21 protein-coding genes and 3 pseudogenes are annotated in these 24,921 nt (G+C 70.5%); 6 read left to right on the top strand and 18 right to left on the bottom strand.

Features of this window, described 5'->3' with window-relative positions; all coding sequences use genetic code 11:
* Positions 1 to 32: 32 nt before the first annotated feature.
* From AC3IYJ_RS34495 to panD, 4 genes are all read right to left on the bottom strand, one after another.
* Positions 33 to 233, bottom strand: coding sequence for a hypothetical protein (locus AC3IYJ_RS34495; RefSeq protein WP_489398426.1), 201 nt, complete (start codon positions 231 to 233; stop codon positions 33 to 35).
* Between the two features lie 102 nt (positions 234 to 335).
* Entirely contained in the window at positions 336 to 956 is a 621-nt protein-coding gene (locus tag AC3IYJ_RS34490; protein WP_489398425.1) for an aspartate/glutamate racemase family protein, read from the bottom strand.
* Positions 953 to 1,306 (bottom strand): GNAT family N-acetyltransferase, encoded by a 354-nt coding sequence (locus tag AC3IYJ_RS34485; RefSeq protein ID WP_489398424.1) that lies wholly within the window; start codon positions 1,304 to 1,306, stop codon positions 953 to 955. The genes AC3IYJ_RS34490 and AC3IYJ_RS34485 overlap by 4 nt, the downstream gene beginning before the upstream one ends.
* A 16-nt stretch (positions 1,307 to 1,322) precedes the next feature.
* Positions 1,323 to 1,742: an aspartate 1-decarboxylase gene (gene panD, locus AC3IYJ_RS34480; RefSeq protein WP_356868243.1), complete on the bottom strand. Its 420-nt coding sequence runs from the start codon at positions 1,740 to 1,742 to the stop codon at positions 1,323 to 1,325.
* Between the two features lie 241 nt (positions 1,743 to 1,983).
* Here panD and AC3IYJ_RS34475 point away from each other — a divergent pair, with 241 nt between their 5' ends.
* Positions 1,984 to 3,672 carry an SWIM zinc finger family protein gene (locus AC3IYJ_RS34475; RefSeq protein ID WP_489398423.1) on the top strand — a complete coding sequence of 563 codons (1,689 nt, stop codon included), beginning with the start codon at positions 1,984 to 1,986 and terminating at the stop codon, positions 3,670 to 3,672.
* A 413-nt stretch (positions 3,673 to 4,085) separates the two neighbouring features.
* On the opposite strand, the gene AC3IYJ_RS34470 is transcribed toward AC3IYJ_RS34475, so the two are convergent.
* From AC3IYJ_RS34470 to AC3IYJ_RS34445, 6 genes are all read right to left on the bottom strand, one after another.
* Entirely contained in the window at positions 4,086 to 4,238 is a 153-nt protein-coding gene (locus tag AC3IYJ_RS34470) for a hypothetical protein (RefSeq protein WP_489398422.1), read from the bottom strand.
* An 847-nt stretch (positions 4,239 to 5,085) separates the two neighbouring features.
* On the bottom strand, positions 5,086 to 6,096 hold the full coding sequence (locus tag AC3IYJ_RS34465; protein ID WP_489398421.1) for a DUF6286 domain-containing Asp23/Gls24 family envelope stress response protein: 1,011 nt from the start codon (positions 6,094 to 6,096) through the stop codon (positions 5,086 to 5,088).
* Positions 6,093 to 6,350, bottom strand: a complete 258-nt coding sequence (locus tag AC3IYJ_RS34460; RefSeq protein WP_489403070.1) for a hypothetical protein — start codon at positions 6,348 to 6,350, stop codon at positions 6,093 to 6,095. Before AC3IYJ_RS34460 ends, AC3IYJ_RS34465 begins: the two co-directional genes overlap by 4 nt.
* Positions 6,347 to 6,832, bottom strand: a complete 486-nt coding sequence (locus tag AC3IYJ_RS34455; RefSeq protein WP_489398420.1) for an Asp23/Gls24 family envelope stress response protein — start codon at positions 6,830 to 6,832, stop codon at positions 6,347 to 6,349. The genes AC3IYJ_RS34460 and AC3IYJ_RS34455 overlap by 4 nt, the downstream gene beginning before the upstream one ends.
* An 827-nt stretch (positions 6,833 to 7,659) precedes the next feature.
* Complete coding sequence (locus AC3IYJ_RS34450) at positions 7,660 to 8,526, bottom strand: universal stress protein (RefSeq protein WP_489398419.1); 867 nt, start codon at positions 8,524 to 8,526, stop codon at positions 7,660 to 7,662.
* The gene (locus tag AC3IYJ_RS34445; RefSeq protein ID WP_489398418.1) at positions 8,526 to 9,428 is read right to left on the bottom strand and encodes a universal stress protein; all 903 of its coding nucleotides are present in this window, start codon (positions 9,426 to 9,428) and stop codon (positions 8,526 to 8,528) included. Before AC3IYJ_RS34445 ends, AC3IYJ_RS34450 begins: the two co-directional genes overlap by 1 nt.
* A gap of 298 nt (positions 9,429 to 9,726) precedes the next feature.
* On the opposite strand from AC3IYJ_RS34445, the gene AC3IYJ_RS34440 reads away from it, so the two are divergent.
* From AC3IYJ_RS34440 to AC3IYJ_RS34425, 4 genes and pseudogenes are all read left to right on the top strand, one after another.
* Positions 9,727 to 10,350 (top strand): CBS domain-containing protein, encoded by a 624-nt coding sequence (locus AC3IYJ_RS34440; RefSeq protein ID WP_489398417.1) that lies wholly within the window; start codon positions 9,727 to 9,729, stop codon positions 10,348 to 10,350.
* Between the two features lie 38 nt (positions 10,351 to 10,388).
* The gene (locus tag AC3IYJ_RS34435; RefSeq protein WP_489398416.1) at positions 10,389 to 11,261 is read left to right on the top strand and encodes a universal stress protein; all 873 of its coding nucleotides are present in this window, start codon (positions 10,389 to 10,391) and stop codon (positions 11,259 to 11,261) included.
* 48 nt (positions 11,262 to 11,309) lie between these two features.
* A pseudogene (locus tag AC3IYJ_RS34430) lies at positions 11,310 to 11,534 on the top strand (DUF4389 domain-containing protein); the annotation flags it as partial.
* 99 nt (positions 11,535 to 11,633) lie between these two features.
* Positions 11,634 to 12,515 (top strand): universal stress protein, encoded by an 882-nt coding sequence (locus AC3IYJ_RS34425; RefSeq protein WP_489398415.1) that lies wholly within the window; start codon positions 11,634 to 11,636, stop codon positions 12,513 to 12,515.
* A 464-nt stretch (positions 12,516 to 12,979) separates the two neighbouring features.
* On the opposite strand, the pseudogene AC3IYJ_RS34420 reads toward AC3IYJ_RS34425, so the two are convergent.
* The 8 genes and pseudogenes from AC3IYJ_RS34420 to AC3IYJ_RS34385 all read right to left on the bottom strand — a co-directional run.
* Positions 12,980 to 13,691 (bottom strand): annotated as a pseudogene (locus AC3IYJ_RS34420) (Tn3 family transposase); the annotation flags it as partial.
* 56 nt (positions 13,692 to 13,747) lie between these two features.
* Positions 13,748 to 16,438, bottom strand: a complete 2,691-nt coding sequence (locus AC3IYJ_RS34415) for a cation-translocating P-type ATPase (RefSeq protein ID WP_489398414.1) — start codon at positions 16,436 to 16,438, stop codon at positions 13,748 to 13,750.
* Positions 16,431 to 17,018: an Rv1733c family protein gene (locus tag AC3IYJ_RS34410; RefSeq protein ID WP_489398413.1), complete on the bottom strand. Its 588-nt coding sequence runs from the start codon at positions 17,016 to 17,018 to the stop codon at positions 16,431 to 16,433. Before AC3IYJ_RS34410 ends, AC3IYJ_RS34415 begins: the two co-directional genes overlap by 8 nt.
* A 26-nt stretch (positions 17,019 to 17,044) precedes the next feature.
* Positions 17,045 to 17,560 carry a flavodoxin domain-containing protein gene (locus tag AC3IYJ_RS34405; RefSeq protein ID WP_489398412.1) on the bottom strand — a complete coding sequence of 172 codons (516 nt, stop codon included), beginning with the start codon at positions 17,558 to 17,560 and terminating at the stop codon, positions 17,045 to 17,047.
* Between the two features lie 173 nt (positions 17,561 to 17,733).
* Positions 17,734 to 20,129: pseudogene (locus tag AC3IYJ_RS34400) on the bottom strand (glycoside hydrolase family 65 protein).
* Positions 20,126 to 20,881: an HAD family hydrolase gene (locus AC3IYJ_RS34395; protein ID WP_489398411.1), complete on the bottom strand. Its 756-nt coding sequence runs from the start codon at positions 20,879 to 20,881 to the stop codon at positions 20,126 to 20,128. The pseudogene AC3IYJ_RS34400 and the gene AC3IYJ_RS34395 overlap by 4 nt, the downstream one beginning before the upstream one ends.
* The gene (locus tag AC3IYJ_RS34390; RefSeq protein ID WP_489398410.1) at positions 20,878 to 21,558 is read right to left on the bottom strand and encodes a helix-turn-helix domain-containing protein; all 681 of its coding nucleotides are present in this window, start codon (positions 21,556 to 21,558) and stop codon (positions 20,878 to 20,880) included. The genes AC3IYJ_RS34395 and AC3IYJ_RS34390 overlap by 4 nt, the downstream gene beginning before the upstream one ends.
* Before the next feature lie 254 nt (positions 21,559 to 21,812).
* Entirely contained in the window at positions 21,813 to 22,247 is a 435-nt protein-coding gene (locus tag AC3IYJ_RS34385; RefSeq protein WP_489398409.1) for a DUF1003 domain-containing protein, read from the bottom strand.
* Positions 22,248 to 22,532: 285 nt separating this feature from the next.
* Here AC3IYJ_RS34385 and AC3IYJ_RS34380 point away from each other — a divergent pair, with 285 nt between their 5' ends.
* On the top strand, positions 22,533 to 24,896 hold the full coding sequence (locus tag AC3IYJ_RS34380; RefSeq protein ID WP_489398408.1) for a phosphoketolase family protein: 2,364 nt from the start codon (positions 22,533 to 22,535) through the stop codon (positions 24,894 to 24,896).
* Positions 24,897 to 24,921 lie beyond the last annotated feature (25 nt).

Here is a 24,921-nt window from a genome sequence, read left to right as displayed (position 1 = left end):
GGTCGGCTCCCCGGGCCGAGCCCCGGCTCAGCTCAACTCAGCGGCTCCGGCATCGGCGCGGGCTCGGGCGGCGGCGGACCCGGATCGGGAGGCGGTACGGGTCGCGGGGGGATCGGCTCGGGGTCCGGGAACGGTCCGGGCCCCGGCAGGGGCGGCGGATCGGGAACGGGCGGCTGCGTCTGCTCCGCCCGCCGCGTCGGCGTGCGGTCCTCGTGCTCATCGATACGCACCATGATTCCCAGCTTCCACCGTCATGGCCCGGCCCGCACGACGAGAACGGCGCCCCGCACGGGGCGCCGTTCCACGTTCACCCGATCGCCTTCACCCGACCACCTTCACCCGAGGGCTGCGGCCAGCCCGGTCCGCGGGCTGGAGAAGACCGGGGTGGCGGTCGCGGTGAGGTCCTCGGCACCCGCCATGGACGCCTGGGCCAGCACGATGACGTCCGCGTCCGTGGCCGCGTCGGCCGCTGCCGCGACCAGGGCCCGGCAGCCCGCCTCGTCGCCCGCCGCGAAGCGGTCCCAGGCCCCGGTGACCACCTGGGTACGGATGTCCACCGGCCCGTCGGCCTCCTCCTCCAGCATCGCCACCGTCGGGGCCAGGGTGGATTCCACCGTGGCCAGGACGAGGATCCGCGACCCGGTGCGCACCGCCGCGGCCGCCATCGGGCGGTCGACGCGGAGCACCGCGACGCCCAGGGCCTCGGCCAGCGACTCCCCGACCGCCCCGATGGACGAGCAGGTCACCAGGACGGGCCCGGCGGAGCCCTCCAGTAGCTCGCGGACGTCCGGAGCCACCGATTCGGGCCCGTGGGCACGGGCCCGCTCCAGCAGCTCCGGGACCACGAGGTGCCGTAGGACGGCGCCGGGGTGGTGCCGGTCGCGCAGCGCGTCGAAGACGGGGACGTGCGCCGCGGAGGTGTGCAGCAGCGTCAGGGCCTTCGGGGACCCGGTCACCAGAGGTCGGAGTCCGAGTCGAGCTGCGCCTTCGCCGCGGCCACGACCCCGGCCGGGGCCTCGGGCGCCTGCTCGGGGTGTTTGGCGGCCCAGCTCGCGGCGTACGGGCACAGCGGGACCACGGGAACGCCCTCGTCGGCGGCGATCCCGTAGAAGGTCCTCACCAGGTTCCCGGCGATCCCGCGCCCCTCGTGGCCCGGCTCGACGACGGTGTGGACCGCCACGAGCGCGTGGGGCTCCTCGGCGAGCACGAAGTAGGCGATGAACCCGACCACCGCCTCACCCTCGACGGCCAGCAGCCGCCCGGACTTGCGGTCGTCCACGAACTCGATCGGCACGGCCTGCGACATGGGTCCCCGACTTCCCTCAGACAGCCACCGCGTGGGGGCTGCGCTCCTGATCCGTTCCCGGAACCGGGGCGGACGGGTCCGCGCCCAGTTCTACGATGCGGTTGTCCGCGTCGACGTGCACGACGCGCGGCTTCAGCACCCGCGCCTCGGCGTCCTCCACCTGCGCGTAACTGATGAGGATGACGAGGTCCCCGGGGTGCACGAGATGCGCGGCGGCGCCGTTGATCCCGATCACCCCGGAGCCCCGCTCACCCTCGATGACGTACGTCTCGAGCCGCGCCCCGTTGGTGATGTCCACGATGTGCACCAGCTCCCCGGGCAGCAGGTCCGCCGCGTCGAGGAGATCGGCATCGATGGTCACGGAGCCGACGTAGTGCAGGTCGGCCTGGGTGACGGTGGCCCGGTGGATCTTGGACTTGAACATGGTGCGAAACACGAGGTAACTCCCGTTTTGTCTGCTCCCTGCCCGCATTTTGCAGGTCAAGGGCGGTGTTCGGAGCCTACAACGGTTCGCATTTTCGGTCAGCTTTCCCCAGGTTTTCCAGGACTCATGCTGACCCGCTGCTGACTCTTCTGATGCACCGTGGGCACGGTGCGCGGACATGCCTGGGCTGCCAAGGCATGAATCATCCGCAAGGCGTACCGACGCGCGGTTCCCATCCGATTGAATCGATGCCGTGACACATGCTCTGGGTTTCACCGAGAAGGACCTGTGCCGGCTAGCGGGGGCTCGCTCCTTCGAGCGGGGGCTCGGCTATCTGTCCGCGGTCTCACGGCTGGAGATCGGGGACGAGGCGATCACCGCCACCGTCGACGGAAGCGACGCCTACGAGGTGGAGCTGACCGAGGACGAGGACGGCGGGCTCAGTGGGTGGTGCGACTGCCCGTACGGTCAGGAGGGCAACTTCTGCAAGCACTGTGTGGCGGTCGGATTGGCCGTCCTGGGGCAGGCCGAGTCGGTACCGCGGCAGCGGTCGGCCGCAGCCTCGCGCACCCGGACGCTGGACGGCTGGCTGGAGTCCCGCAGCCGCGAGGACCTGCTTGCCCTGGTACGGGAACAGCTCGCCGACGACCGTGACCTGCGGCGCCGCCTGGAGCTGCGCGCGGCCGCCGACGGCGAGGACACCGGCATCGTCCGCGAGCGCGTCCTGAGCCTCCTCGACACCCGACCCTTCGCCCGCTACGGCTACATCGAGTACGCCGACGCCCACGCCTACGGCCGGCAGGCAGCAGAGGCCGTCACCGCACTGCGAGCGCTGACGGCGACCGGCCGGGCAGCGGACGCTGTGGAGGTGGCCCGCGAGGCAATCCAGGCTCTGGGGCGCACGTACGGCGAGATCGACGACTCGGACGGTCTGATCGGGGACGTGGCCACCGGGCTGGCCGAAGCCCATCTGGAGGCCTGCCGGACTGCCCGGCCCGACCCGCTGGAGACCGCCGAGTGGCTGGTGCGTTGCCTGCTGGACGAGGCGAACGACGCCACCGACATCGACCTCTTCGACTACCGGGAGGTGCTCGGTGACCCGGGCCTGGCCCGGGCACGCGCATTGGTCGTGGCCTCCTGGCGGGCCAACCCGAAGGGATGGGCGGAGAAGTACCTCATGGAGCGCCTCCTGAAGGCCGACGGCGAGAGCGTGGACGCGCTGGTCGAGGTCCACGCGGCGGACCTCGCTCCGAACGGCCACACCCACCTGGTGATCGCCAGAGAGCTGGAGACGGCGGGCCGCTCGGACGAGGCCCTGGAGTGGGCGGAACGCGGCCTGCGCGAGACCGTCTCCGAATGGGGACCGGACGACGATCTGGTCGCCTTCATCTGCGAGCGCTACGAGCATGCCGACCGCCTGGCCGACGTAGTCTCGGTCCGTCGGGACCTGCTGCGCGCCCGACCGTCGCTGGCCGCCTATCAGCAGCTGCGTACGGCAGCCAGCGCTGCCGGAACCTGGGAGAGCGCCGAACGCGCGGGCGCCCTGGAGATGCTGAGGGCTGTCACCCAACCCAAGAAGGGCCGCTGGTACGACGGCTCCGTGCTGGTCGACGCCCTCATCGACGACAACGACTTCCAGGCCGCCTGGCAGGCCGCCACCGACGGCCATGCCGACGAACGGCAGTGGCTCGCCCTGGCCGACCGGATCCGCGACCGACAACCGGCCGACGCGCTGGCCGTCTACCTCCGCTGCATCGAGCCGCTGCGCGAGCAGACCGGTGACAGCATGTACGAACGTCTCGCGGAACTCCTGCTCAGCGCCCGTGCCTGCCATCGCGCGCTGGGTTCGGAAGCCGAGTTCGCCACCCATCTGGCCGCACTGCGCGCTGACCAGAAGCGCAAGCGGAAGCTGATGGCCATCCTCGACCAGCACGGGCTCTGAACGCTCCACCCGCCACGGGGTGGGGTGCGCAGGCCGTTGACGTAGTCCTGCCAGCGAGGCGAGTTCGCGCCTCCTGGCCCGGATCGGTGAAGAGGCGGCAGAAGGCTGCGCCATCCTTGCCCTGCGCCCAAGTGAAGCGGCTCAGGGTGCCGGCCACGTACGGGCCGTTGTCGGCGCCGGTCTGGGAGTCGAAGCCGCCCGACATGACAAGGGTGGGGATGTCGCTGCGAGTGACGTCCCGGATCGAACGGGGGTCCGCAGGGAAGTTCCAGGCGGCGCAGTCCTTGCTGAGGAAGGGAACTTGCGGCGGCTGGGCCAGTACCGGGTCAGGGAAGGTCGAAAACGCTTCCCGGCCGGCCTGGAGGGTCTGGTTTGACCTGCGGATTTCTCCACTCTCGATGAACGGTCCGCGTTCACCGGGTCTCCGTCGCGAAGAAAGCCGCACGCTTGAGAATGTCGACGTCCTCGCGCAGCCTGCGGATCTGCCGCCGCAGTGAAGCCGGTTCGTCACGTTCACTGCTGGTCATGCCCTCCCGTTCGCCGGCGTCGACCTCGGCCTGCCTCACCCCGCTTCGCACCGCCGTCCCGGTCAGCTCGAAATCCCTGATCTCCGATGTCCGTCAACGCGGATCAAGCCCACACAGACGCCGAATGAGCATCCGGTTCGGCGGGATCAGCGCCTGAACCACCCCGCTCGAGCGGGCTGCTCTCCGGTCGGAGCCGTATTGGACCCCGGCCAATGAGGGCAGCGTGCCGATCAGCGGGTGCGACGCGCCTTGTGGGGAGGAATGGTCAACCGGATCTCGACCGGCAGGTGCGGCCAGCCGGTCGAAATCCGGGCATGCTGGATCGGCCCTGTCTGCAGGCTGTTCAGGACTTCGCTCAGGTCACCTCTCGGGGTCATGGCTACTCTGAGGTCCAGTCGGAGGTTGGTGCTCGGGCCGTTCAGGCATACGTGGGCGTGCTGGACTCCGGGGGCGGCCAGAACCTGGTCCCGGACGGCCCGCGCAAGGGCCGAGCCGCGTACGGTGACAGGCCCCCGTTGCGCGGGTCCGCCCACGGGAGCATTGCGAGGCATAACGCCGGGAAGTTGCCTCAGCAGCCAGGCAAGCCCGAACAAGACGAGCAGCGTCAGTGCGGTCACCGCCACCGGCCAGGCCCACGGCCACGTGGCGATGCCATCGCGTGCTGTGGAGCGTAGGGCCTCGTGCGGGCCAGTGGGGATCCACCGGGGTGGCCTTGGCAAGTCCCAACGGCGGTACAGGTCAAGCCCGCCGGCCAGGGCCAGGGATCCGACGCCGAGCAGGGTCGCCCCGATTGAGGCCAAGAGGGCGCGGTTGACGACAAGTTGCGTTCGCATGACAGGTTCCAGGGACGAAGGTTGGTCAGTTGGAAGGGCGGGGGCTCCGCAGGCTAGGACGTGCGCCGTCGGATGCGGACCGTCAGGGCAGGCGGGTGGGCCAGGCAGAGCCCGTCCAGCGCATGATTCATGGCTTGGCTCAGATCTGTGTCGATCTGCTGTGGGTCGCCGAAGCTACTGACGGCTCGCACGGAGATCCGGCGACGTAGGCGTACCCGCGCGGAGGTTACGCCCGGCACACTCAGCGCCGCATCGCGCATCGCGAAGGCGGCACCGGCGCGGTCCAGGGCGGCCCGCACCTGGTCCTGGTCCTGGCCCTCCAGGCGTAGAGGCAGCAGACGGCGCCGACCAGGTGTAAGTGCCAGGACGACGAGCCACAGACCCAGCGTGACGCACAGGACCGCTGCGAACATCGGCCAGGCGCTGCCCAGCGGACGATCGGTCAGCTGGCGGACCAGCGAGCCCTGGGCCCAGCGGGACAGGTGGCCCTGTCCCACGGCCACGATGTCGTAGATGAGCAGCCCGGACCCGGCCATCACCAGCACGGCTGTCAGCACGGCGGGGATCCGGCGTGCTGCCCACCACCGGCACGGCTCGGGCGTTCCATGGTTCGCGGTCGCGCCGTTGCCCCCGACAAGGGCCGGAACGCGGGGCCCAGGGTGCGTCGGCGGCTTGGTGAGGTCCACCGCCGGGCCCCGTACTGTGCCGGCGGGGGCGAAGATGAAGTGCTGGATTCCGACGCGCACTTCGCGGACATGAAGGCCCGTCATGCCGGCCAGGGACAGTGCGACGTGGTCCTGCAGTCGGGTGCAGACTCCTGAGAGGTCGGCCGGGTAGGGCAGGTGGATCTGCAAAGCAACCCGCACTTCTCCCCCGGCAGTGGTGATCCGGGCGTGCGGGGCCTGGCTGCGCTGTGCGGGCTCGGCGTGCGCATCGAGCGCGTCGGCCGCCAGGCGGGCGGCGATACGGGCCACGACCCTGCCCTCGATATGTGTGGTCCCGCGCCCCGGAGCCGCCACGGCCGCCCGTCGGTGGGGCTCGGGCGGCACCGGGGCGGTGCTCATCGTCTACCGCCGCGTGCCCCCAGAACGGCGCCCAGGTCCAGGCGCCCCTCCAGGACAAGCCCCGTCACCAACCCGGCCGTTCCCATGACGGCCACCAGTAGGAAGGCGAAGAATCCGCCGAAGCAGCCGGCGAACCCCAGGGCCATCCCGGCCAGCAGGCCGATGCCGGCGATGTGCCCGCCGAGACACCGCCCGGATTCCGCGTCCGACGCGACCTCACGCCAGGTGGTGCGCTCCAGCGGGGGACGGGTCACTGCACCCGGCTCTCGATGGGTGCGGACTCGTCCTCCTCCTGGGGCAGGTGGACGTCGACGACCGCGATGTTGACCTCCACGATCTCCAGGCCGGTCGTCCGCTCCACCTCGGAGATGACGTGGGCGCGGGTGGCAGCGGTGATATCGAGGATCGCGACGCCGTACTCGACCACCACGTCCAGATCCACGGCAGCCTGGCGCTCGCCGACCTCGACCTTGACTCCGCGGGAGAGGTTCGAGCCTCCGCCGGGGACATGGTCGCGCATCGCGCCAATGGCCCGGCTCATCCCGGCGCCCAGGCTGTGGATGCCGGGAACTTCGCGGGCGGCCATGCCGGCGATCTGAGCCACCACACTGTTCGCGATCGTCGTCCGGCCCCGAGACTCCGGTGCGGGCAGTGCGGCAGTGGTCCGGTGGCGCAGGTCCTTGCCCGTGCTGCTGGGCACGCTCTCGACGGGGACCCGGGTAATGGTGTCGGTCATGTTGTCTCCTTGAAGCAGGCACCTCGGGTGCCCCGGAAGAGCACCGCATCGGCCTGCTCGTACCGACAGCGTGCCCGGGATGCACCGACAGCCGCAGGGCCGAACGGCCCTGCTTTCCGTGCCACTTGGGCCAAAGAATCACACCGTCATTCCCCCGTGGAGGCTGAGACGTAGATGAGCGCTCGCAGTCCCAAGCGGCGGGCAGGGGTGCCGCCGCCGGTCGAGACCTTTCCGGCCTGCACTTCTACGGTGCGGGTCGGCGGTCACCGTCCGGTGAGGGCGGGTGGCCCGCCGCCTCGCTTCCCCCGGCGGGCCCGACCACCCCATCAACGACAGTCACCTGGAGAGCGACGGGCCGGCACTGGTTCGGGCGGGGTGAAATGCCGACAGCGGGGCGGTCGCCCGTGAACGCGACGTCGGAGTGGGCCGCTCCGGGCACGACGGTGCTCCCCACATGCCCGTCACCCCGACCGGGGTCATCTCGCTTCAGTCGTGGGAAATCGCTGACGTGGCGCGATTCTGCGCCGGCCTGGAACGTAGCGGCCCGTGCAGGTCTGACCAGCGCCAGGGCCCGTGCGTACGGTGCCGGCCGCAGGGCGCGGCCGCCAAGGCAGCGCGTCCGAGACCGGAGCGCCCGCGTCCCGGTGTGCGAGACAGTCGGACATGCCTATGGCATGTCCAGTGCATTCGAATGCCCCCTGTCGAACCGCGCGCCCCGTCGGAGCACGGCCCCGTACGGTCCGGACCTCTACCGTCCCGACGAGACACCGCGGGCCTCCTCGGCGCCGGAGATACTGCGGATTGACCAGCGGGTCCCGGCGCGGACATCAGGTCCCTTGCACGAGGGGAACCGTGATGACCGGGCAGTATGCCCGGTGCAGCAGTCCGTGGACGACGGAGCCGAGCCGCATTCCGGTGTAGCCCCCGGTTCCGCGGCGGCCCAGGATCAGGGCCAGGGCGTGTTCGGCCGCCTTCGCCAGCTCCTCGACCGGGTGGCCTGCCAGCACTTCGTGGGTGAGCGCGACGTCCGGGTACTTCTCCGACCAGCCGGCGACGGTCTCGTACAGCATGCGGCGCTGCTCCTGGAGACCTTCGTTCCTGTTCTGGAACGAGAGCAGGGGCTGATGCCACACCGAGATGGCCCGCAGCATGCACCCGCGTACGCTCGCTTCCTCGAAGGCCACGGCCAGCCCCGCCTTCGACGACTCACTGCCGTCGACCGCGACGACCATGTACGGCGACAGCTGGCTGACGTGCTCCGCATCGCCGACGACCACGACCGGACAGTGCGCCTGCGCGACGACGGGCACCACCAGCGAACCGGCACTGAGGAACTCCTCGGTGCGGCTGAGGTGTCGCGAACCGAGCACCAGCATGGGGGCCTTGAGGGAAAGCCGCCCGAGGGTGTGGGCAGGAAGCCCGTCGAGCAGGTGGGTGGACGGTTCGAGATCCGGGTGCCGCGAGCGCGCCCACACGGCGGCCGCTTCGAGGGTTTCCGCTCCTGTTCGGCGCAGGTCGATGCGGTGCGTGCTCCCGTCGGCGTGCTGGGTGTCGTGCTGCGGTGGCACCACCAGTGCGAGACCCAGTCCGAGCGCCCGGCGGTGCGCCTCGTCGGCCGCCCAGGCCAGGGCCATGTGCCAATCCCTGACCGGGTCGATGCCGACGACGATCTCACGGTCTGTCATGTTCTTCATCACGACTTGCTCCCCTGGTCGTTGGCGTGCCGCGGGATGAGCAGCACGGGACACCGCGCGTGGTGCAGGAGGCTGTGGCTCACGTGTCCCAGCGTGCGGCCGATGTAGCCCGGCGAGCGCTTCCCGCCGACGACCAGCAGGTCCGCGTCCTGCGAGGCCTCGGCCAGTACACCGGCCACCGAGAAGCTCTTCTCCAGGTCGGCGTGCACGGTCAGATCCGGGAACTCCTCGCTGATCAGGCCGGCCGTGGCTGTCAGGCGCTCCGCGTGCCGGCCGCTGATCTCCTCGACGTCGTCGAGCATGCTCACGACGTTGCCGATGGAGTGCAGCAGGTTCCATACGTGCAGCAGCCGCAGCGACGCCTTGCGCAGCCCGGCTTCGCGCGCCGCGTACCGGATGCAGTCGAGGTCGTGTTCGTCGTGGACACCGGCCAGCACGCTGCCCGTCTCGACACGCGGGTCCGTACCGCGCAACACCACGAGGGGGGTGGTGGCGCTCGCGGCGGCCTTGAGTCCGACGGACCCGAGCATCAGCGAGGCGAACCCGCCGAGACCGCGGTTGCCGACGACGATCGTGCCGTGGACACCGGCGGCCCGGTGGAGGCTGAGTACGGGTGCGTTGCGGCTGAACTCCATGGTGACGTACAGATCGGGATGGAGTTCCGCTACGGCCGCGGCGGTGTCATCAAGTAGTTCGCGGCCCGCCGTGCGGACCCGTTCGATGGTTTCCACCGATGCGTAGACGGCTCTGCTGTCCGTATCGGCGGCGTGGACGATGTGCAGGGTGGTGCCCCGCCGTGCGGCTTCGGCCGCGGCCCACAGGGCTGCCCCGCGTGCGGGGTCCGACCCGTCAACGCCGACGATGACCGTCCCGAGTTCCGGACCGGCAGTGATGCCTTCCATGTTTTCTCCTGATCGAGGGCCATCGTGCTTGCCCTCTCACGCTGGCATCGCGGGCGCGTGGCCGGCGAGGGCCATAGGGGCCAGGGCAAGGGCCGACTGGTCCCTCCCCGGCTCCCCGACCTGGTTCCCCTGCCCGGCTCCCGGAACCGGCCTACACCCCCGTGGACTGACCCGGTCGGCCCTCGTAGAGGACCGTTCGGCCCTCGATACGGATGCCGGCGGCGCGGATGGTGGCTGGTACGGGTGGTGCACACCAGCCCTCTGCGCCCCTGCATGACGACGTACAGGAGGTCCGGTCGTGAAGCACACCCAGGTCGGCGAGGTGATGACGGCAGATGTCGTCTCGGTGGACCGTTCGACGACGTTCAGGGAGATCGCCAAGCTCCTCGCCGACCACGACATCACCGGACTGCCCGTCGTGGACGAGGACGACCGGGTGGTCGGCGTCGTCTCCGAGAGCGATCTGCTCGCCCGCAGGGCCCTGACAGCCGCAGAGATCATGACGGCCCCCGCTGTCACCGTCCGCGCGCAAGAAGACGTCTCGGAGGCCGGGCAGCTCATGACGCGCCTGGGTCTGCAACGCCTTCCGGTCACCGACGAGGAAGAACGCCTCGTCGGCATCGTCACCCGGCGCGACCTCCTGCGCGTCTTCCTGCGCCCCGATGCCGAGATACGGCGGCACGTGAGCGAGGACGTGCTGTCGGAAAGCGTCGGGGCGCCCACCGGGGCGGTGGACATCCACGTCCTGGACGGTGTCGTAACCCTCGCGGGCCGACTGGAACGGCAGAGCCAGATCCCCCTCGCCCTGCGACTCACCGCACGACTGGACGGCGTCGTCGCCGTGGTCGACGAGCTCACCGCCCGCACGGACGACTCCCGTCTGATCCCGCCGGAGCGCGGAGCACAACCCATCACCTGGTGACCGCGGAACACTCCGCGCAGCCTGAGGAGGCCACCGTCATGAACCACCACGTAACCGTCGGCGTCGACGGCACCCCCCAGAGCCTCTCCGCAGCTCGCTGGGCAGCCCGCGAGGCCAGCCTCCGCCAGGCCCCCCTGCGGATCGTCCACGCCGAGGACTGGTCCTCCGGCACGCTGATACCCGAACTGGATCCCGGGACGCGCGACCGCTGGGCCGACGAGGTCCTGACCTCCGCCACCGACGAGCTCAAGCAGGCTTATCCCCGCCTGGAGATCTCCACCCGCCGCCTCTCGGGCAGGCCTTCCACGGCTCTGGCGGCAGAGGCCGAGAGCGCCGGCCTCCTGGTCCTCGGCTCCCGCGGGCTGGGCAGTGTGGTCGGCTTCATCGTCGGCTCCGTGGGCCTGTCCACCCTCACCGCCACCGAGACCCCAGTCGTCCTCGTACGGGCGGAGGAGGACGGCGGGGAGAACGCGGCCCGCACCCCGTACGGCGAGATCGTCGTGGGCGTCGACATACACCAGGCCTGCGACAGGGTCCTGGCCTTCGCCTTCGAGGAAGCCTCGCGCCGCGACTGCGCGTTGCGGGCGGTGCACGGCTGGAAGCTCCCTCCCGCGTCCGGCTACTCGCCCGTCCTCAAGGCCTCGGTCGCACGCGAGGTCGACCACACCGTGGCCGAGATGCTCGACGACATGCTCATGCCCTGGCGGCTGAAGTTCCCGGACGTGCGACTCGAGGAGAAGACGTTCATCGGATCGGCGGGACGGGAGCTCGTCCACGCCACCGCGGGCGCGGACCTCGTCGTCATCGGGCGACGCATCCGCCGCTCGGCCATGGGCACGCACCTCGGCCCGATCGCCCACGCCGTGCTCCACCACACGGCCGCACCGGTGGCCGTACTCGCCCACGACTGACCACCGGCCAGAGCCGACGGGTACCGCTCCACTGCGCAGGGCGGCGAGGGCTGGTCAAGCATCGGCCTGATCGGCGTACTCACGCTCATCGCGGTCGTCGCCCTCGCCTTCACCGGAACGTACCCGCGCGACCTGTTCGACCTGGTCGTGGGCCTCAACCGCTGGGTGCTGCGCGCCATCGCGTACGCCGCGCTCATGACGGACGGGTACCCGCCCTTCCGGCTCGACCTGGGCGGTGCCGAGCCACAGCGCACTCCGAACACCGCCCGGTAAGGGCCGGTCGGCTCAACAACGGACTCCTCGGCCCCCTCCTGGAAGCGGTGGTCGGGGCGGAATCTGGAACCCACACGTCAACTGAGGGAGATGGACAGCATGGCAAACCTTGTGACCGCCGGCCTCGACGGCTCGCGCGAAAGCGTCGCGGCGGCCCGATGGGTCGCGCACGAAGCAAACCTTCGAGGGGTACCTCTGGCCCTGGTCCACGTGGAGGAGTGGCTGGAGCGCCCCCCTCTCGCCGTCACGACCACCGAAGTCCGGCGCGAGTGGGCGCAGGGACTGCTCCGCGAGGCCTCCGAGGAGATCAAGGGGCTGTACCCGAACCTGGAGATCACCTCCCGCCGGCTGTCGGGGATCCCGGCTACGGCCCTGGCCCACGCGGCCGCCTCGTCGGACATGCTGGTGCTCGGCTCGCGAGGGCTCGGCGGCATCGCCGGATTCATCCTCGGGTCCATCAGCGCCGGGACCATCGCCGCATCCGATCAGCCGGTCGTTCTCGTCCGGGCACCGCACGATGAGGCAACGCCCGCCGAGGGGCGCGGTCCCGACGGCCCGATCGTGACAGGCGTGGACATCGGGCGCCCCTGTGACGCGCTGCTCTCCTTCGCCTTCGACGAGGCCGCACGCCGCGGGTGCGCCCTGCGGGTCCTCCACGCCTGGGCACCGCCGCCCGTCGTCGGCTCCGGCTACAGCTACGGTCTCGATCTCGGCGTTCAGGAGGAGATCGGTCGGGGGATCGCCACGGCCGTGGACGAGATGATCCGCCCCTGGTGCGAGAAGTACCCCTTGGTGACCGTCACCCCCGAGGTGTTCATAGGCCAGTCCGCGATCCGGCTCTTGGACGCCTCCAAGGGTGCCGCGCTGGTCGTGGTCGGCAGGCGCATCCGGCGCTCCGCCTACGGCACCCACATCGGCGGGATCGCACACGCGGTCCTGCACCACGCGGCCGCGCCGGTCGCCGTCATCGCCCACGAGTGAAGGCGCCTCCGTCCCGAAGCCTCCGCGCTACCGCGAGCTGGTCGGCGACGGTCCGGGGTTCCCGACCGAGGAGCTCGGCGGGCAGGCGGTCGACTCCTCGTGGTCGAGCGTGACGCGCCCGACCGCGAGGCCGTCGGCCTTCGTTGCCAGAACCCCGCTGCGACGGTGCCCACCGCACCAGTTCCCAGCTGGGGTGGCTGTTCCAGAGACCTGGAACAGCCACCCCACGCCGCTGCAACAGCCGGGCCCGGGTCAGAAGAGCCGGACGCAGCAGCTGGTTGACGGTGACGCCGGTTCCGGTGCGGCCGGCGACGGGGGTGACGGGCCCCTCCACTTGGCCTGTCTGGAGCAGTGATCCGACGGACAGGCGCACGACCCGTCGGCGTCACCCCTGATCTCGCCGACGGCGGGCCCCCTCGACGGCCTCTTCCTGCAGAGTCCCCGTCCCATCCTCGCCGGCCCAGGTCGCGCAGCGGGCGCAAAGCGCCGACCGCCGGGGTGGAGGCGGTGAAACCGTAGCGGCCGAGCACGTTGAGGTTCGCGTGTGAGTGGGGAGAGCCGGGCGATGTCCTCGGCGCGAATCTCGTGGCACTCGGCGCGGAGCTGGGCGAAGGCGGCGTCGATGTACTTCGTCGTCCACAGCACGATGGCGTTGAGGACGAGGCCGAGTGCGGCAAGCTGATCCTCCATACCGTCGCGCTACGCCTGGTGGATGGTGCCGCGCTTGCCGTGGCACACGTCCCGGGCCAGTTCGTGGCGGGACTCCTGGACGGTGAGCGACCGTTCATCTGCCGGTGGTAGGTGTCGTCGACCAGGTCGATCATCCGCAGCAGGTGCTCGGGCTCGCCGATCCGCCCGTACTCGGCGATCGCCTGCTCCAGCGGAGTGGGGTGACCCTCGCGGCCGAGCATCCGCAGCAGGTCGTACTAGCGGACCTGGTTGGTGACCAGGGAGTCGGCGACACCGAGCAGTCCGGTCATCACCTCTCGATCTTCTTCAGGTTGACCCGATCGCGCGCGAGCGGCTCCGGGACGCCCTACGTCCCTGTCTCAACTCCGGGCATCGTGGCCCGCCAGAACCGCTGGTCGTCCAGGTCCTCGAAACGGGGGCTGAAGTTGGAGCCAGGATCTCGGAGATCCCCAACACGACGTCGGAGTAAGAGGCGTTGTCGGTGGCCGACCCTACCCGGACCCGTGTAAGCAGGATCCGACCACGCCTTCCTCTCTCTCGTGTCAGGTCCGCGCGGGCTTACGGGTGCGCCGCCTTAGGCGGCGCAGTTCGTCGGTGCCCCAGACCAGGACGGGGAAGACCGCGATGAGGGCGACCACGTCGAGGGGCAGGGCGGCGGTGCCGAAGAGGCCTTGCAGGAGCGGCACGTAGACCAGGGCCGCCGTGAAGACGAGTTCGAAGGCGATGCCGGCCAGGAGCAGCGGGTTGGTGAAGAACCCGATGGCGCGCAGTGACGCGTGGTCGGTGCGGGCGGCCACCGCCGTGCCGACCTGGCAGGTGACGATGCCGGCGAAGGTGGCGGTCGTCGCAGTGACGTAGGCGTGGTGCAGTGGGGCTCCCGGGCCGGTGGGGTCTCCGGGGTGCCAGCCGGCCCGCCACAGCACGTAGAAGAACGCGGTCATGACCAGGACGGCGGACACGGTGCCGAGGTATCCCCAGCTGCGGATGAGCATGTCCTTGGAGATGACGCCCTGGGAACTCGGCCTGGGCGGCCGGGTCATGCTGCCCGGCTCCGCGCGTTCGCGGCCCAGGGCGAGCGCCGGGAGGGTCTCGGTTCCGAGGTCGATCGCCAGGATCTGCAGGACGGTGAGGGGAAGCGGGATGGAGCCGCCCGAGAGGGCGAAGACCAGGAAGGGGACCACCTCGGGGGTGAGGTGGGCGAAGATGTAGACGATGAACTTCCGGACGTTGTCATAGACTTGGCGGCCGGATTCGATCGCGGTGACGATGGTGGCGAAGTTGTCGTCGGTCAGCACCATCGTGGACGCCTCGCGGGCGACGTCGGTGCCGGAGAGCCCCATCGCCACGCCGATGTGGGCGCGGTGCAGTGCGGGGGCGTCGTTGACGCCGTCGCCGGTCATCGCGACGATCAGCCCGTGGGCCCGTAGGGCGTCTGCCACCTTCAGTTTCGTCTCCGGTGAGGAGCGGGCGAAGACGACCTCGGCGTCGCCGTCCACGAGGAGCCGGTCGAGGTCGTCGTCGCCGATCGACTCGGACTCCGCGACCACGACGAGCCGGGGCGCCCCGATGCCGACCTCGCGGGCCACGGCGGCGGCGGTCGCTCCGTTGTCGCCGGTCACGATGTGCACGAGGAGCCCTGCTTCGTGGCAGCGCCGTACCGCGGCGGCGACCTCGGGGCGCGGGGGATCGTAGAGGCCCACGAGGCCCAGCAGCGTCAGTCCCGTCTCCGCGTCCTCGCGGCGGGTCACGGTCGCGTCGCCGCCCAGTTCGCGGGTGGCGACGGCGAGTACGCGCATTCCCCGGCCGGAGAGTTCTTCCGCCGCGGCACGCGCCGTGAGGTTCTGGGCGGCGTCCAGGGTGCGGGCCAGGACCGATTCCGGGGCTCCTTTGACGATCAGCCGAATGCCGCCGTCCGCCGGATCCCGCTGGGCGACGGACATCAGGCGCAGTCGGGGGTCGAAGCGGAATACGGTGTGGCAGTCCGTGTCGCGCGCGTCGATGTCGAGCGGGGCGCCTCGCTCGGCGGCGCCGTTCACCAGGGCGATCTCCGTGGGGTCGCCGTGCAGTTCAGCGTCTGCGTCCCTGGTGACGGTGGTGCACAGGGCAGCGGTAGCGGTGAGTCGTACGGCCTCGGGGCCGGGATTTTTGCCGGCGGCGGGCGTCCAGGTGCTCTGGAGCCGCATCCTGTTCTGGGTGAGGGTGCCGGTCTTGTCGGTGCAGATGACGTTGGTGGATCCCAGCGTCTCCACGGCGCTGAGTCGCTTGATGACCGCGCCCTGGCGTGCCAGGAGGCGCACTCCGACGGCGAGTGCGAGCGTGATGGTCGGCAGCAGTCCTTCGGGCACGTTGGCGACGAGGAGTCCGATGGCGAACATCAGCGCGTCGGTCAGCGGCAGTCCCACGGCGACGCCCAGGACCAGGAACAGCGCGCCCATCGCGACCGCGACGGCGGCGATGAGCCAGGCGACCTTCTTGACCTGTTGCTCCAACGGGCTCGGGTCCCGTCGCGTGCGCTGACTGAGCGCGGCGATGCGCCCGAGTTCGGTGCGGTCGCCGGTGGCGAAGACCATCGCCCTGGCCTGACCGGCGGTGCAGGTCGTACCGCTGAAGACGAGGTTGGGTTCCTGCAGGAGTGTGGAACCTGCGGTCCCCGGACCGGCGATGCGCTGGGCCGGGGTGGACTCCCCCGTCAGCATGGACAGGTCGACTTCGAGGCCTCCGTCGACGAGTCGGACGTCGGCGGGCACTTTGTCGCCCTCGTCGAGGGTGATGATGTCGCCCGGGACCAAGGTGCGAGCTTCCGCCTGCTGGGATTTGCCGTCTCGGATCACCATCGCGTGTTCGGGAAGGTACTTGGCGAGGGTTTCCACCGCCTGCTCGGCCTGGCGCTCCTGGAGCAAGGCGAAGGCGGCATTGACGAGGACGATGGCAACGATCGCGATCCCGAGGACGCGGATATCGGCGACGAACGCCATGGCCGCCGCAGCCCACAGCAACAGGGCCAGCGGGTGCACCAGTTGACGCACCAGCTCGCGTCCCAAGGAGGTGTGGCCTTTGCGCCGGACCTCGTTGGGTCCGTAGACGGCCAGCCTGCGTTCGGCCTCCCGCGTGGACAGCCCATCCGCTCCGGTATCGAGCTCCCGGCGCAGCAACGGCAGCGGTTCGCTCGGATCACGTGGTGTGGGCGGCGCTCCTCCCTGGAAAGGGAGATGGCCGGTGAGCGCCTCAGTCATCGTCGACTCCTGATTGAGTGGGCAGTCGGCCCGACCAGCCGGGTTCCACGCGCTGCCAGTCCCGTCCCCACATGGACAGGCTGCGCGCCTCTATGGCCCGAAGCCTCCGGTGGACGGCGCCTGCGGCTGTCAGCGCGATCAGGGCAGCGGCAGTGGCGCCGACGGTCATCGCGGCGAAGGCCCGCTCGCCCGCGGGTGGGGTCCCCTGGACCGTACGGCCCGAGTCGTCCACCCAGATCACGACGGGACTGCCCGCGGGGGTTTTGGGCTGGACCGTTACGAGGCCTGTGTGTCGGGTGGCCGAAGGGAACTGCCAGGCAGCCTGTGCTACGGACGCGGCGGCACCGCCGCTCCAGGAGTCGGGTGCGTGTTCGGCAGCCCCGAGCGTGGTGGCCGTGATCCGGTGTGCGTGCTCGGCCTCTTCCCGCGCGGTGCGGCTGTCGACGTTCCACACGGCCAGCCCGAGGGCCACTCCGCAGAAGGCTGCGACGAGACTCGACAGGGCGAAGGCGACGAGCCACCTCGTGCGCGTGCGGTCAGCCGTCCGCCACAGCGGATTGGGCGGTGTTCCGTGGAGCATGGCGGGCCTCCGGCACCAGGCGTCTTCTATTGGGCGGGTGAGGGGGCTGCGGCGAGTTCGGCGCCGATGTGGTGCGCCCAGGCCTGGATGCGCTCGGGGTTGCGGAAGTCTCCGCCCTTGCCCTGGCGTACGAGGGTGCGGGCGAGCAGGCCGGGCGTGCCCTCCGTGAGGCTGCCGCCGAAGGTGATGTGGTCGCGGGCGCCGAGTTGTCGCATCTGCCGGGCGACGGCCCGTACCGGCGGGATGTCGTTGCGTTCGGCGGAGGAGTCGACCGGTCCGCTGCTGAACAGCCAGACGGGACGTTGCTTCAGATACCGGGCGTTGCGCTTCGCGCAGCGCCGTGCGCGGCCGTTCCAACGCCCGGCGTACAGGGAGCCGCCCAGCACCACCCCGTCGTAGCCGCGAACGTCGGTGACCTCGTCGGCCGGGACCACCCAGACGTCGATGCCGTCCTCGCGCAGCGCCGTTCCGATCTGATCCGCGATCCCGGCGGTCGCACCTTGCTTGCTTCCGTAGGCGATCAGAACCTGCTTCGCACTCATGCGCTTCCTCCTTCGGTCGTTCCTGCGAGCCCGTGCGTGATGTGTCTTGGCGCTTCTTCCACTGTCCACTCGGGAACGCGCGGCCCGTAGGGGTCCACCGGGGCCCGGGTAGGGGCCGTTCGGCCCTCTCGGGCTGCCGGACCCTTTGAGGGGGATCTCTTTTGAAGCAGGGGTCAGTCCGGTGGGAGGCGGAACAGGTGCTCGTCTCCGGCCGTCACCACGACCGCCCGTTCCCTGGGCAGCATGAGGGCCAGGGGACCTTGGCGGGATTCCGGCACGGTGATGCCGAACCTGCCGGGGAGCAGTCGGACGCGGACACCGCGGTGTCCCCGGTGGCAGAGCGTGAAGGAGACGGGCTCGATCTCCCGTAGGGGGACGGGATCGACGTACAGGCCGTCGGGGCCGGTCTCCAAGCCCGTGACGCCGCGCTCGGCAAGGTCGAGGGTGCCGGCCATGGCGCCGAGGTGGATTCCCTCGCCGGTGGTGCCGCCCTGGATGTCCGTGACATCGCCGAGGAGTGCCTCCTGGCAGTACTTCCAGGCGTCCGGGTCCTGCTGGCGGGCCAGTACCCAGCCGTGTACGAGGCTGCTGAGCGTCGATCCGTGGCTGGTGCGCGGCAGGTAGTAGGCGACGGTCGCCCGCCACACCGTGTCGTCGAGTCGGTAGCCGAGCCGGGCGAAGAGGCCGTACAGCTCGGCGGGCCGGAAGAGGTGCCCGAGCATGACCACATCGGCCTGTTTCGATGCCTGGTAGCGGTTGACGGTATCGCCTTCGGCTTCCAGGATCCGGTCGAGCCGGCGGATGTCGCCGAACCGGGCGCGGTAGGCAGCCCAGTCCAGCTCGGCCAGGTCCCCGTACCCCTCGAACTGGCTGATGACGCCCCGATGAAACGGGACGTACAGGCGGCGGGACACGTCGTCCCAGCGCTCCAGCGCGTCGCGGTCCAGCTCCAGCCGGTCGGTCAGCTCCATTCGACGGGCGGTCGGCAGCTCGTCGAGCAGTTCGAGCCCCTGCTGGATCACCCAGGCGGCCATCACGTTGGTATACGCGTTGTCGTCAATCCCGGGGTCCGCCGCCTCGGGATAGGCGTCGTGGTACTCGTCCGGGCCCAGCACCCCGCGGATGCGGAACCGCCCTCGCTCCGAGTCGTAGACCGCGGCTCCCACCCAGAAGCTCGCGATCTCCAGCAGGAGTTCCGCGCCGGGGCCGTGCAGGAAGCCTGTGTCCCCGGTGGCCCTCCCGTACCGGACGACGTTCAGGGCTATGGCGGAGCCAACATGGCGCTGCAGGTGCGAGTGGTCGGGCAGCCAGCGGCCCGAGCGGGGGTTGAGGTGCAGCGCCTGGCTCTCCTCCTGTCCCGAGCTTCCGCTCTGCCAGGGGAACATGGCCCCGCTCCGGCCGGCTCGCCGGGCAGCATCGCGGGCGGCCGGCAGCCTTCGGTGGCGGTACATGAGCAGGGCTCGCGCGACTTCGGGAAAGTGCAGCGTGATGTAGGGCAGGACGAAGAGTTCATCCCAGAAGACGTGGCCACGGTAGGCCTCACCGTGCAGCCCACGCGCGGGGACACCCACGTCCAGCTCGGCGGTGTGCGGGGAGAGCGTCTGCAGCACGTGGAAGACATGGAGGCGCAGGATCCGGCCCGTCTCCCCCGAGACGGTCAATTCGCCTTGCTCCCACAACCGTTCCCAGGCAGCGTGCTGTGACGTCAGCAGATCCGGGAATCCGGGGGCCCGCGAAGCATGTTCGATCGCGCGTGACAGGAGGTCTCCGGTCGGTCGAGGGAGGTGTACAGGGCTGCGGTCTTCACCACCGTCGCGGATCGCCGGGGTGCCACGGGCAGTCTGAACGTCTGTACCGTCCCGGCCGCGGTGTGGCTCGTCATGGTGGGTACGCGAGGTCGAGTGGCCGTCCTGACAGCAAGGGCGACTTCGGTGCGCGAGGAGGTGGTACGGCAAGCGATCCATCCGACGCCGTGCGGCGCGAAGCCCGTCCGGTGGTCGGTGAGGTGGTGGCCGTCGAGCCCGCTGTACCGTTCCACTCCCGCGTTGGCCACGTCTCCGTCGAGCACTGACTCCACTTCGACCAGGCCGCGCCAGCCGTACGCGCGGAAGGTGGTCCGCTGGGCTGCGACGTAGGGGTCCCCCATGTGCACGATGCGGACGTGGGTGACGCCGAGGCGGCGGCCGTGGCCGTCCTCAAAGAGCATGTGCCGTGTGAGCACACCCCGGCGCATGTCGAGCACCACCTTGTAATGCACCATGCCGGGGTCGTCGGGAGTCAGCCAGTCGCCCGGGAGTCCGTCGGCGGCAATGCAGCGGTACCGCAGTGCCGTCCAGTTGGGCAGGTTGACCATGTCCTCGTTGTCGACCTGCTGTCCGGCCACGTGCGAGGTGAGCCGGTTGTAGCAGCCGGCGGCGTAGGTGGCGGGATAGTGCACGGGGCCCGCCGCGGTCTCGGGGGCCGCACCGCGCGTGGCGAACCTGCCGTTGCCCAGCGTGCACAGGGCTTCGACGAGTCGCTCCTTCTTGGGGTCGTAGGCGCCGTACTCCCACTTCCACGAAGCGGTCACGATCCGGCCCCGCAGACGGTGTCGGCGACGGCGTGGAGGCCGGCGGCGACCAGGTCCGCCCCGCGTTCCCGGAGTGCCCGCGCGGTGGCGGGGCTCGTCGTCCGGTCGAGGCCGACGACGAGGCCGAAGTGGCCCCGCCGGCCCGCTTCGACACCCGCAAGGGCGTCTTCCACCACCGCGCAGCTGGAGGGGCCCACCCCGAGCCGTACGGTCGCTTCGAGGAACAGAGCGGGGTCCGGCTTGCCCGCCAGTCCCAGTTCGGCAGCGTCCGTACCGTCCACCACCGCGTCGAAGCAGTCCAGGAGGGAGGCTGCTCCGAGAAGGGGCCGGGCGTGGCGGGAGGCCGATACGGCGGCGCAGTACACGCCGTGAGCCCGCAGCCGGGCGAGTGCCGGAGCGACGTCGGCGAAGGCCTCCACGGCCCCCGCCTCCAGCGTGCGTACGAACGCCGCCTCCTTGCGCGCCGCGACCGCCCAGACCGTGTCGTCGCCCGGTGCGCTGTCGGGACTGCCGGTCGGCAGGTCGATGCCACGGGAGGTCAGGAAGGACTCCGCCCCGTCCAGCCGGGGCTTGCCGTCGACCCACCGGCGGTACTCACGGTCCGCGTCGAAGGGCGGCTGCCTCCCGTGCCCGGACGCGGCCCAGAAGTCCAGACAGCTGTCGAAGGCGGTCTTCCAGGCCGCGGCGTGCAGCCGGGCCGAGTCGAGCAGTACTCCATCGGTGTCGAAGACGACAGCACGCGGGGCGCTCACCCGGATCCCACGCGCCGGCCGGAGACCCGGGTCGGGGCCACGGTCATCCAGTGCGTACGGGGTCCGCCGGCCCAGGGCAGCGAGCGGGCGACGGAGTACAGGTGGCTGACGCGCTCCCCGTCCGTGATACCGGACAACTCGCCGACGGCCATGATGCTCCAGCCCGCTCGCATCGCGTCGTCGATGTGGTCCACCTCGAAGGCGACCTCGGTACCGGACGCCCCGGCGAGCCGGGAGTCGACCGCTGTGCGGAAGGCGATCTCGTTCCCGACAACGACGTAGTTGACGGGAAAGACGGCAAGCCCTTCCATCCCGGAGAAGCCGACCCGGCCGATGCCGTGGGTGGAGAGCAGCCGGTGGCACTCGGCCTCGCTCAGCACCGTCGACGCGGAACCGCGCGTCGAGGTCCCCATGCCGGGAGGACTGTCCGTTGTTCTCCCGGTCAGCTCACCAACGGTGGTCCCCAGACCGTCCGCGAGACCCACGAGCATGCCCATGCTCGGCGCCGCCGCCCGCTCCTCCACGTAGGCGATGTACGACGCCGCGGCCCCACAGCGCTCTCCGAGTTCCTCACGCGTGATTCCCAGCTCTTCGCGGCGGGCCGTCACGCGTCGCCCGAGGTCACCGCGGGCAGCCGGAACCTTGATCGGGGACGCGTCTGCCGTGGTCTCTCCCATGATCGTCACACCCTTGCGGTTCGTAGCAGGTACGAGAACTTTGGCGACGCACTGGTCGTCAACCCCAGGCTGTACCCGCCACTGGTGCACGCACAGGGCCGGACGGTCCCCTACCGGGGCCGGTCGGACCCATGCGGCCCTCTCCTCGGGGCGTGACTGGCGGTGAAGGCCGGCGCTCACGCCCCGGGCCGACACACTGCTGACCGAGGCTGCTCAAACTCTGACCGGGGGCATCATGCGCACTGTGGCCCCCCTCAGCCTGCCGAGGACCCGCCGTCACCGTCCGCTTCGGGAACCAGCCGGCTGTGGAGTTCCGTGGTCATCGCGTGGATGGCACGGGTCAGTTCCGTATTGGTCTTGAGTTCCAGCTCCTGCTCGACGAAGTCGTGGTCGGCCTTCTCCTGCTGGAACGCCGCCTGCCGGTTCTGGCCGATCATCACGAAGGTCGACAGGAAGATCGCCTCCAGGGAGACGACGAGCGTCAGCATCGGCCAGGGATTGGCCTCCACGAACACCATCCAGAAGGCGAAGCCGATCGCGTGGAGATAGACGAACGGCATGGAGCCGGCGAACTTCGTGATCGCGTCGGCGACCCGCAGCTGGACATCGGCCGCCCGGCTCGTGCGGTGTGCGACGACAACCGGATGATGCCGAGCCTCGGCTTCGGCCTCGGCCTGAGTTCCCTTCACCTGCCTGCCTCCTCGGACGAGCACCCTGACACGGTCCTGTGCCCCGCATCGTCTCAAACCGGCCGCCGTTCCCGGCCTACCGCCGGGGCCCGCCCTGACGGCGGCCACATGACCCGGTAACGGCCTGACTGCCCACACTCCATGTCCGGCCGTCGTCGCAGAAGGGGCCGACCGGCCCCCCTACACGGGCCAGCTCTGCCCTTCCCGCCTCCGACCCCGCAGGAGCACGGTTCGGGCATCGGCTCAACCGGCGCATGCCCCGGACTGCGGTTCGAAGGAGCACTCATGACGACCACGTACCGGATCGCGGAGCTGGACGCGCACTGGCGTGCCGCGAACTATCTGGCCGCCGGCCAGATCTACCTCCTGGGCAACCCGCTGCTCGCGGAACCCCTGCGGCCGGAGCACATCAAACCCCGGCTGCTCGGCCACTGGGGCACCGCACCCGGCCTGAACTTCGTCCACACCCACCTGAACCGGGTGATCAAGGAGCGTTCGCTGGAAGCCCTGTGCGTCTGGGGACCCGGCCACGGCGGGGCGGCCGTCCTCGCCAACTCCTGGCTGGAGGGCACGTACAGCGAGACCTACCCGGACATCGGCCGGGACGAGGACGGGATGCGCAGGCTGTTCCGCCAGTTCTCCTTCCCCGGCGGCGTGCCGAGTCACGTGGCGCCGGAAACACCGGGCTCCGTCCACGAGGGCGGCGAGCTCGGCTACTCACTGGCCCACGCGTACGGGGCCGCCTTCGACCATCCCGGCCTGCTGGTGGCCTGCGTCATCGGCGACGGCGAGGCGGAGACGGGACCGCTGGCCGCCTCCTGGCACTCCAACAAATTCCTGGACCCGGTCCACGACGGCGCCGTCCTGCCCATCCTGCACCTCAACGGATACAAGATCGCCAACCCGACCGTGCTGTCACGGATCCCGGAGGCCGAGCTCGACGCGCTGCTGCGCGGCTACGGACACGATCCCCTCTACGTCTCCGGCCACGACCCCGCCCTCGTCCACCCGGCCATGGCCGGAGCGATGGACCAGGCACTCGACCGCATTCACACCATCCAGCGGGAAGCCCGGGCCGCAGGTACGGATCCGGGCGCCGGGCGCGTCCGCTGGCCGGTGATCGTCCTGCGGACCCCCAAGGGCTGGACGGGCCCCGCGACCGTCGACGGCCAACCCGTCGAGGGCACCTGGCGCGCTCACCAGGTGCCGCTCGCCGGGGTCCGCGAGAACCCCGCACACCTCAGGCAGCTCGAAAGCTGGATGCGCTCCTACCGGCCGGAGGAACTCTTCGACGCCGACGGCCGCCCGACGACGCAGGTCCTGGCCTGCGTCCCGGAGGGCGAGCGCCGCCTGGGAGCGAGCCCGTACGCGAATGGCGGGCGGCTGCTGCGCTCGTTGCCACTGCCCGGGCTGGACGCGTGGGCCGTCCACGTGGACAAGCCGGGAAGCACTCTGCACGAGCCGACGCGCGTCCTGGGCCGCTACCTCGCGCAGGTCATGCGGGACACCGCCGGACGGCGGGACTTCCGGGTCGTCGGGCCGGACGAGACGGCGAGCAACCATCTCGACGACCTGTACGACGTGACGGGCAAGGCCTGGGAGGGCCTGACCGAGCCCACCGACCGGAACCTGTCCCGGGACGGCCGGGTCATGGAGATCCTCTCCGAGCACGTCTGCCAGGGCTGGCTGGAGGGCTACCTCCTCACCGGCCGCCACGGCCTGTTCTCCACGTACGAGGCCTTCGCCCACATCGTGGACTCCATGGTCGGCCAGCACATCAAATGGCTGAAGAGCGCCCGCGGGCTGAGCTGGCGCGCGCCCATCGCGTCCCTGAACTACCTGCTCACCTCGCACGTCTGGCGTCAGGACAGCAACGGCTTCTCCCACCAGGACCCCGGCTTCGTCGACCATGTCCTCACCAAGAGCCCCGAGGTCGTACGGGTCTACCTGCCGCCGGATGCCAACACCCTGCTCGTGGTGGCCGATCACGCGCTACGCAGCCGCGACCAGGTGAACGTGATCGTCGCCGGCAAACAGCCCTGCCACGACTGGCTGAACATGGACGAGGCGCGAACGCACGTCGCCCGGGGCGCCGGAATCTGGGCGTGGGCCGGCACGGACGACGGGACCCGCGAGCCTGATGTCGTGCTGGCCTGCGCCGGCGACGTACCCACCCTGGAGGTCCTGGCCGCCTCCGCCCTGCTGCGCGAGCACCTCCCCTCGCTGGCCGTGCGCGTGGTCAACGTCGTCGACATCGCCCGCCTGATGCCACGGGAAGAACACCCCCACGGGATGACGGACACGGACTACGACGCGCTCTTCACCACCGACAGGCCGGTCGTCTTCGCCTATCACGGCTATCCGTGGCTGATCCACCGCCTCGCCTACCGCCGGACCGGCCACCCGAACCTGCACGTCCGCGGCTACAAGGAGTCCGGGACCACGACCACCCCCTTCGACATGGTCGTGCGCAACGACCTCGACCGCTACCGGCTCGTCATGGACGTCATAGACCGTGTCCCCGGCCTCGTCGGCCGTGTGGGGGCCCTGCGCCAGAGCATGGATGCCCAGCGGATCCGCCACCACGACTGGATCCGCCTCCACGGAACCGACCTGCCGGAGGTCGCCGACTGGTCCTGGCCCTACTGATCGCCCGCCCGGGGCGGGACACGGG

This window comes from Streptomyces sp. GL_140, from assembly GCF_057834465.1.
The sequence above is the reverse complement of the archived record's forward strand: the minus strand, read 5'-3'. Positions and strand labels throughout refer to the sequence as shown.

Excerpts from the sequence above, each read along its gene's own strand:
- AC3IYJ_RS34495 (WP_489398426.1), bottom strand. The coding sequence starts at position 233 with ATGGTGCGTATCGATGAGCACGAGGACCGCACGCCGACGCGGCGGGCG.
- AC3IYJ_RS34485 (WP_489398424.1), bottom strand. The coding sequence starts at position 1,306 with ATGTCGCAGGCCGTGCCGATCGAGTTCGTGGACGACCGCAAGTCCGGG.
- AC3IYJ_RS34465 (WP_489398421.1), bottom strand. The coding sequence starts at position 6,096 with ATGAGCACCGCCCCGGTGCCGCCCGAGCCCCACCGACGGGCGGCCGTG.
- AC3IYJ_RS34455 (WP_489398420.1), bottom strand. The coding sequence starts at position 6,832 with ATGACCGACACCATTACCCGGGTCCCCGTCGAGAGCGTGCCCAGCAGC.
- AC3IYJ_RS34450 (WP_489398419.1), bottom strand. The coding sequence starts at position 8,526 with ATGAAGAACATGACAGACCGTGAGATCGTCGTCGGCATCGACCCGGTC.
- AC3IYJ_RS34445 (WP_489398418.1), bottom strand. The coding sequence starts at position 9,428 with ATGGAAGGCATCACTGCCGGTCCGGAACTCGGGACGGTCATCGTCGGC.
- AC3IYJ_RS34435 (WP_489398416.1), top strand. The coding sequence starts at position 10,389 with ATGAACCACCACGTAACCGTCGGCGTCGACGGCACCCCCCAGAGCCTC.
- AC3IYJ_RS34425 (WP_489398415.1), top strand. The coding sequence starts at position 11,634 with ATGGCAAACCTTGTGACCGCCGGCCTCGACGGCTCGCGCGAAAGCGTC.
- AC3IYJ_RS34415 (WP_489398414.1), bottom strand. The coding sequence starts at position 16,438 with ATGACTGAGGCGCTCACCGGCCATCTCCCTTTCCAGGGAGGAGCGCCG.
- AC3IYJ_RS34410 (WP_489398413.1), bottom strand. The coding sequence starts at position 17,018 with ATGCTCCACGGAACACCGCCCAATCCGCTGTGGCGGACGGCTGACCGC.
- AC3IYJ_RS34405 (WP_489398412.1), bottom strand. The coding sequence starts at position 17,560 with ATGAGTGCGAAGCAGGTTCTGATCGCCTACGGAAGCAAGCAAGGTGCG.
- AC3IYJ_RS34390 (WP_489398410.1), bottom strand. The coding sequence starts at position 21,558 with ATGGGAGAGACCACGGCAGACGCGTCCCCGATCAAGGTTCCGGCTGCC.
- AC3IYJ_RS34380 (WP_489398408.1), top strand. The coding sequence starts at position 22,533 with ATGACGACCACGTACCGGATCGCGGAGCTGGACGCGCACTGGCGTGCC.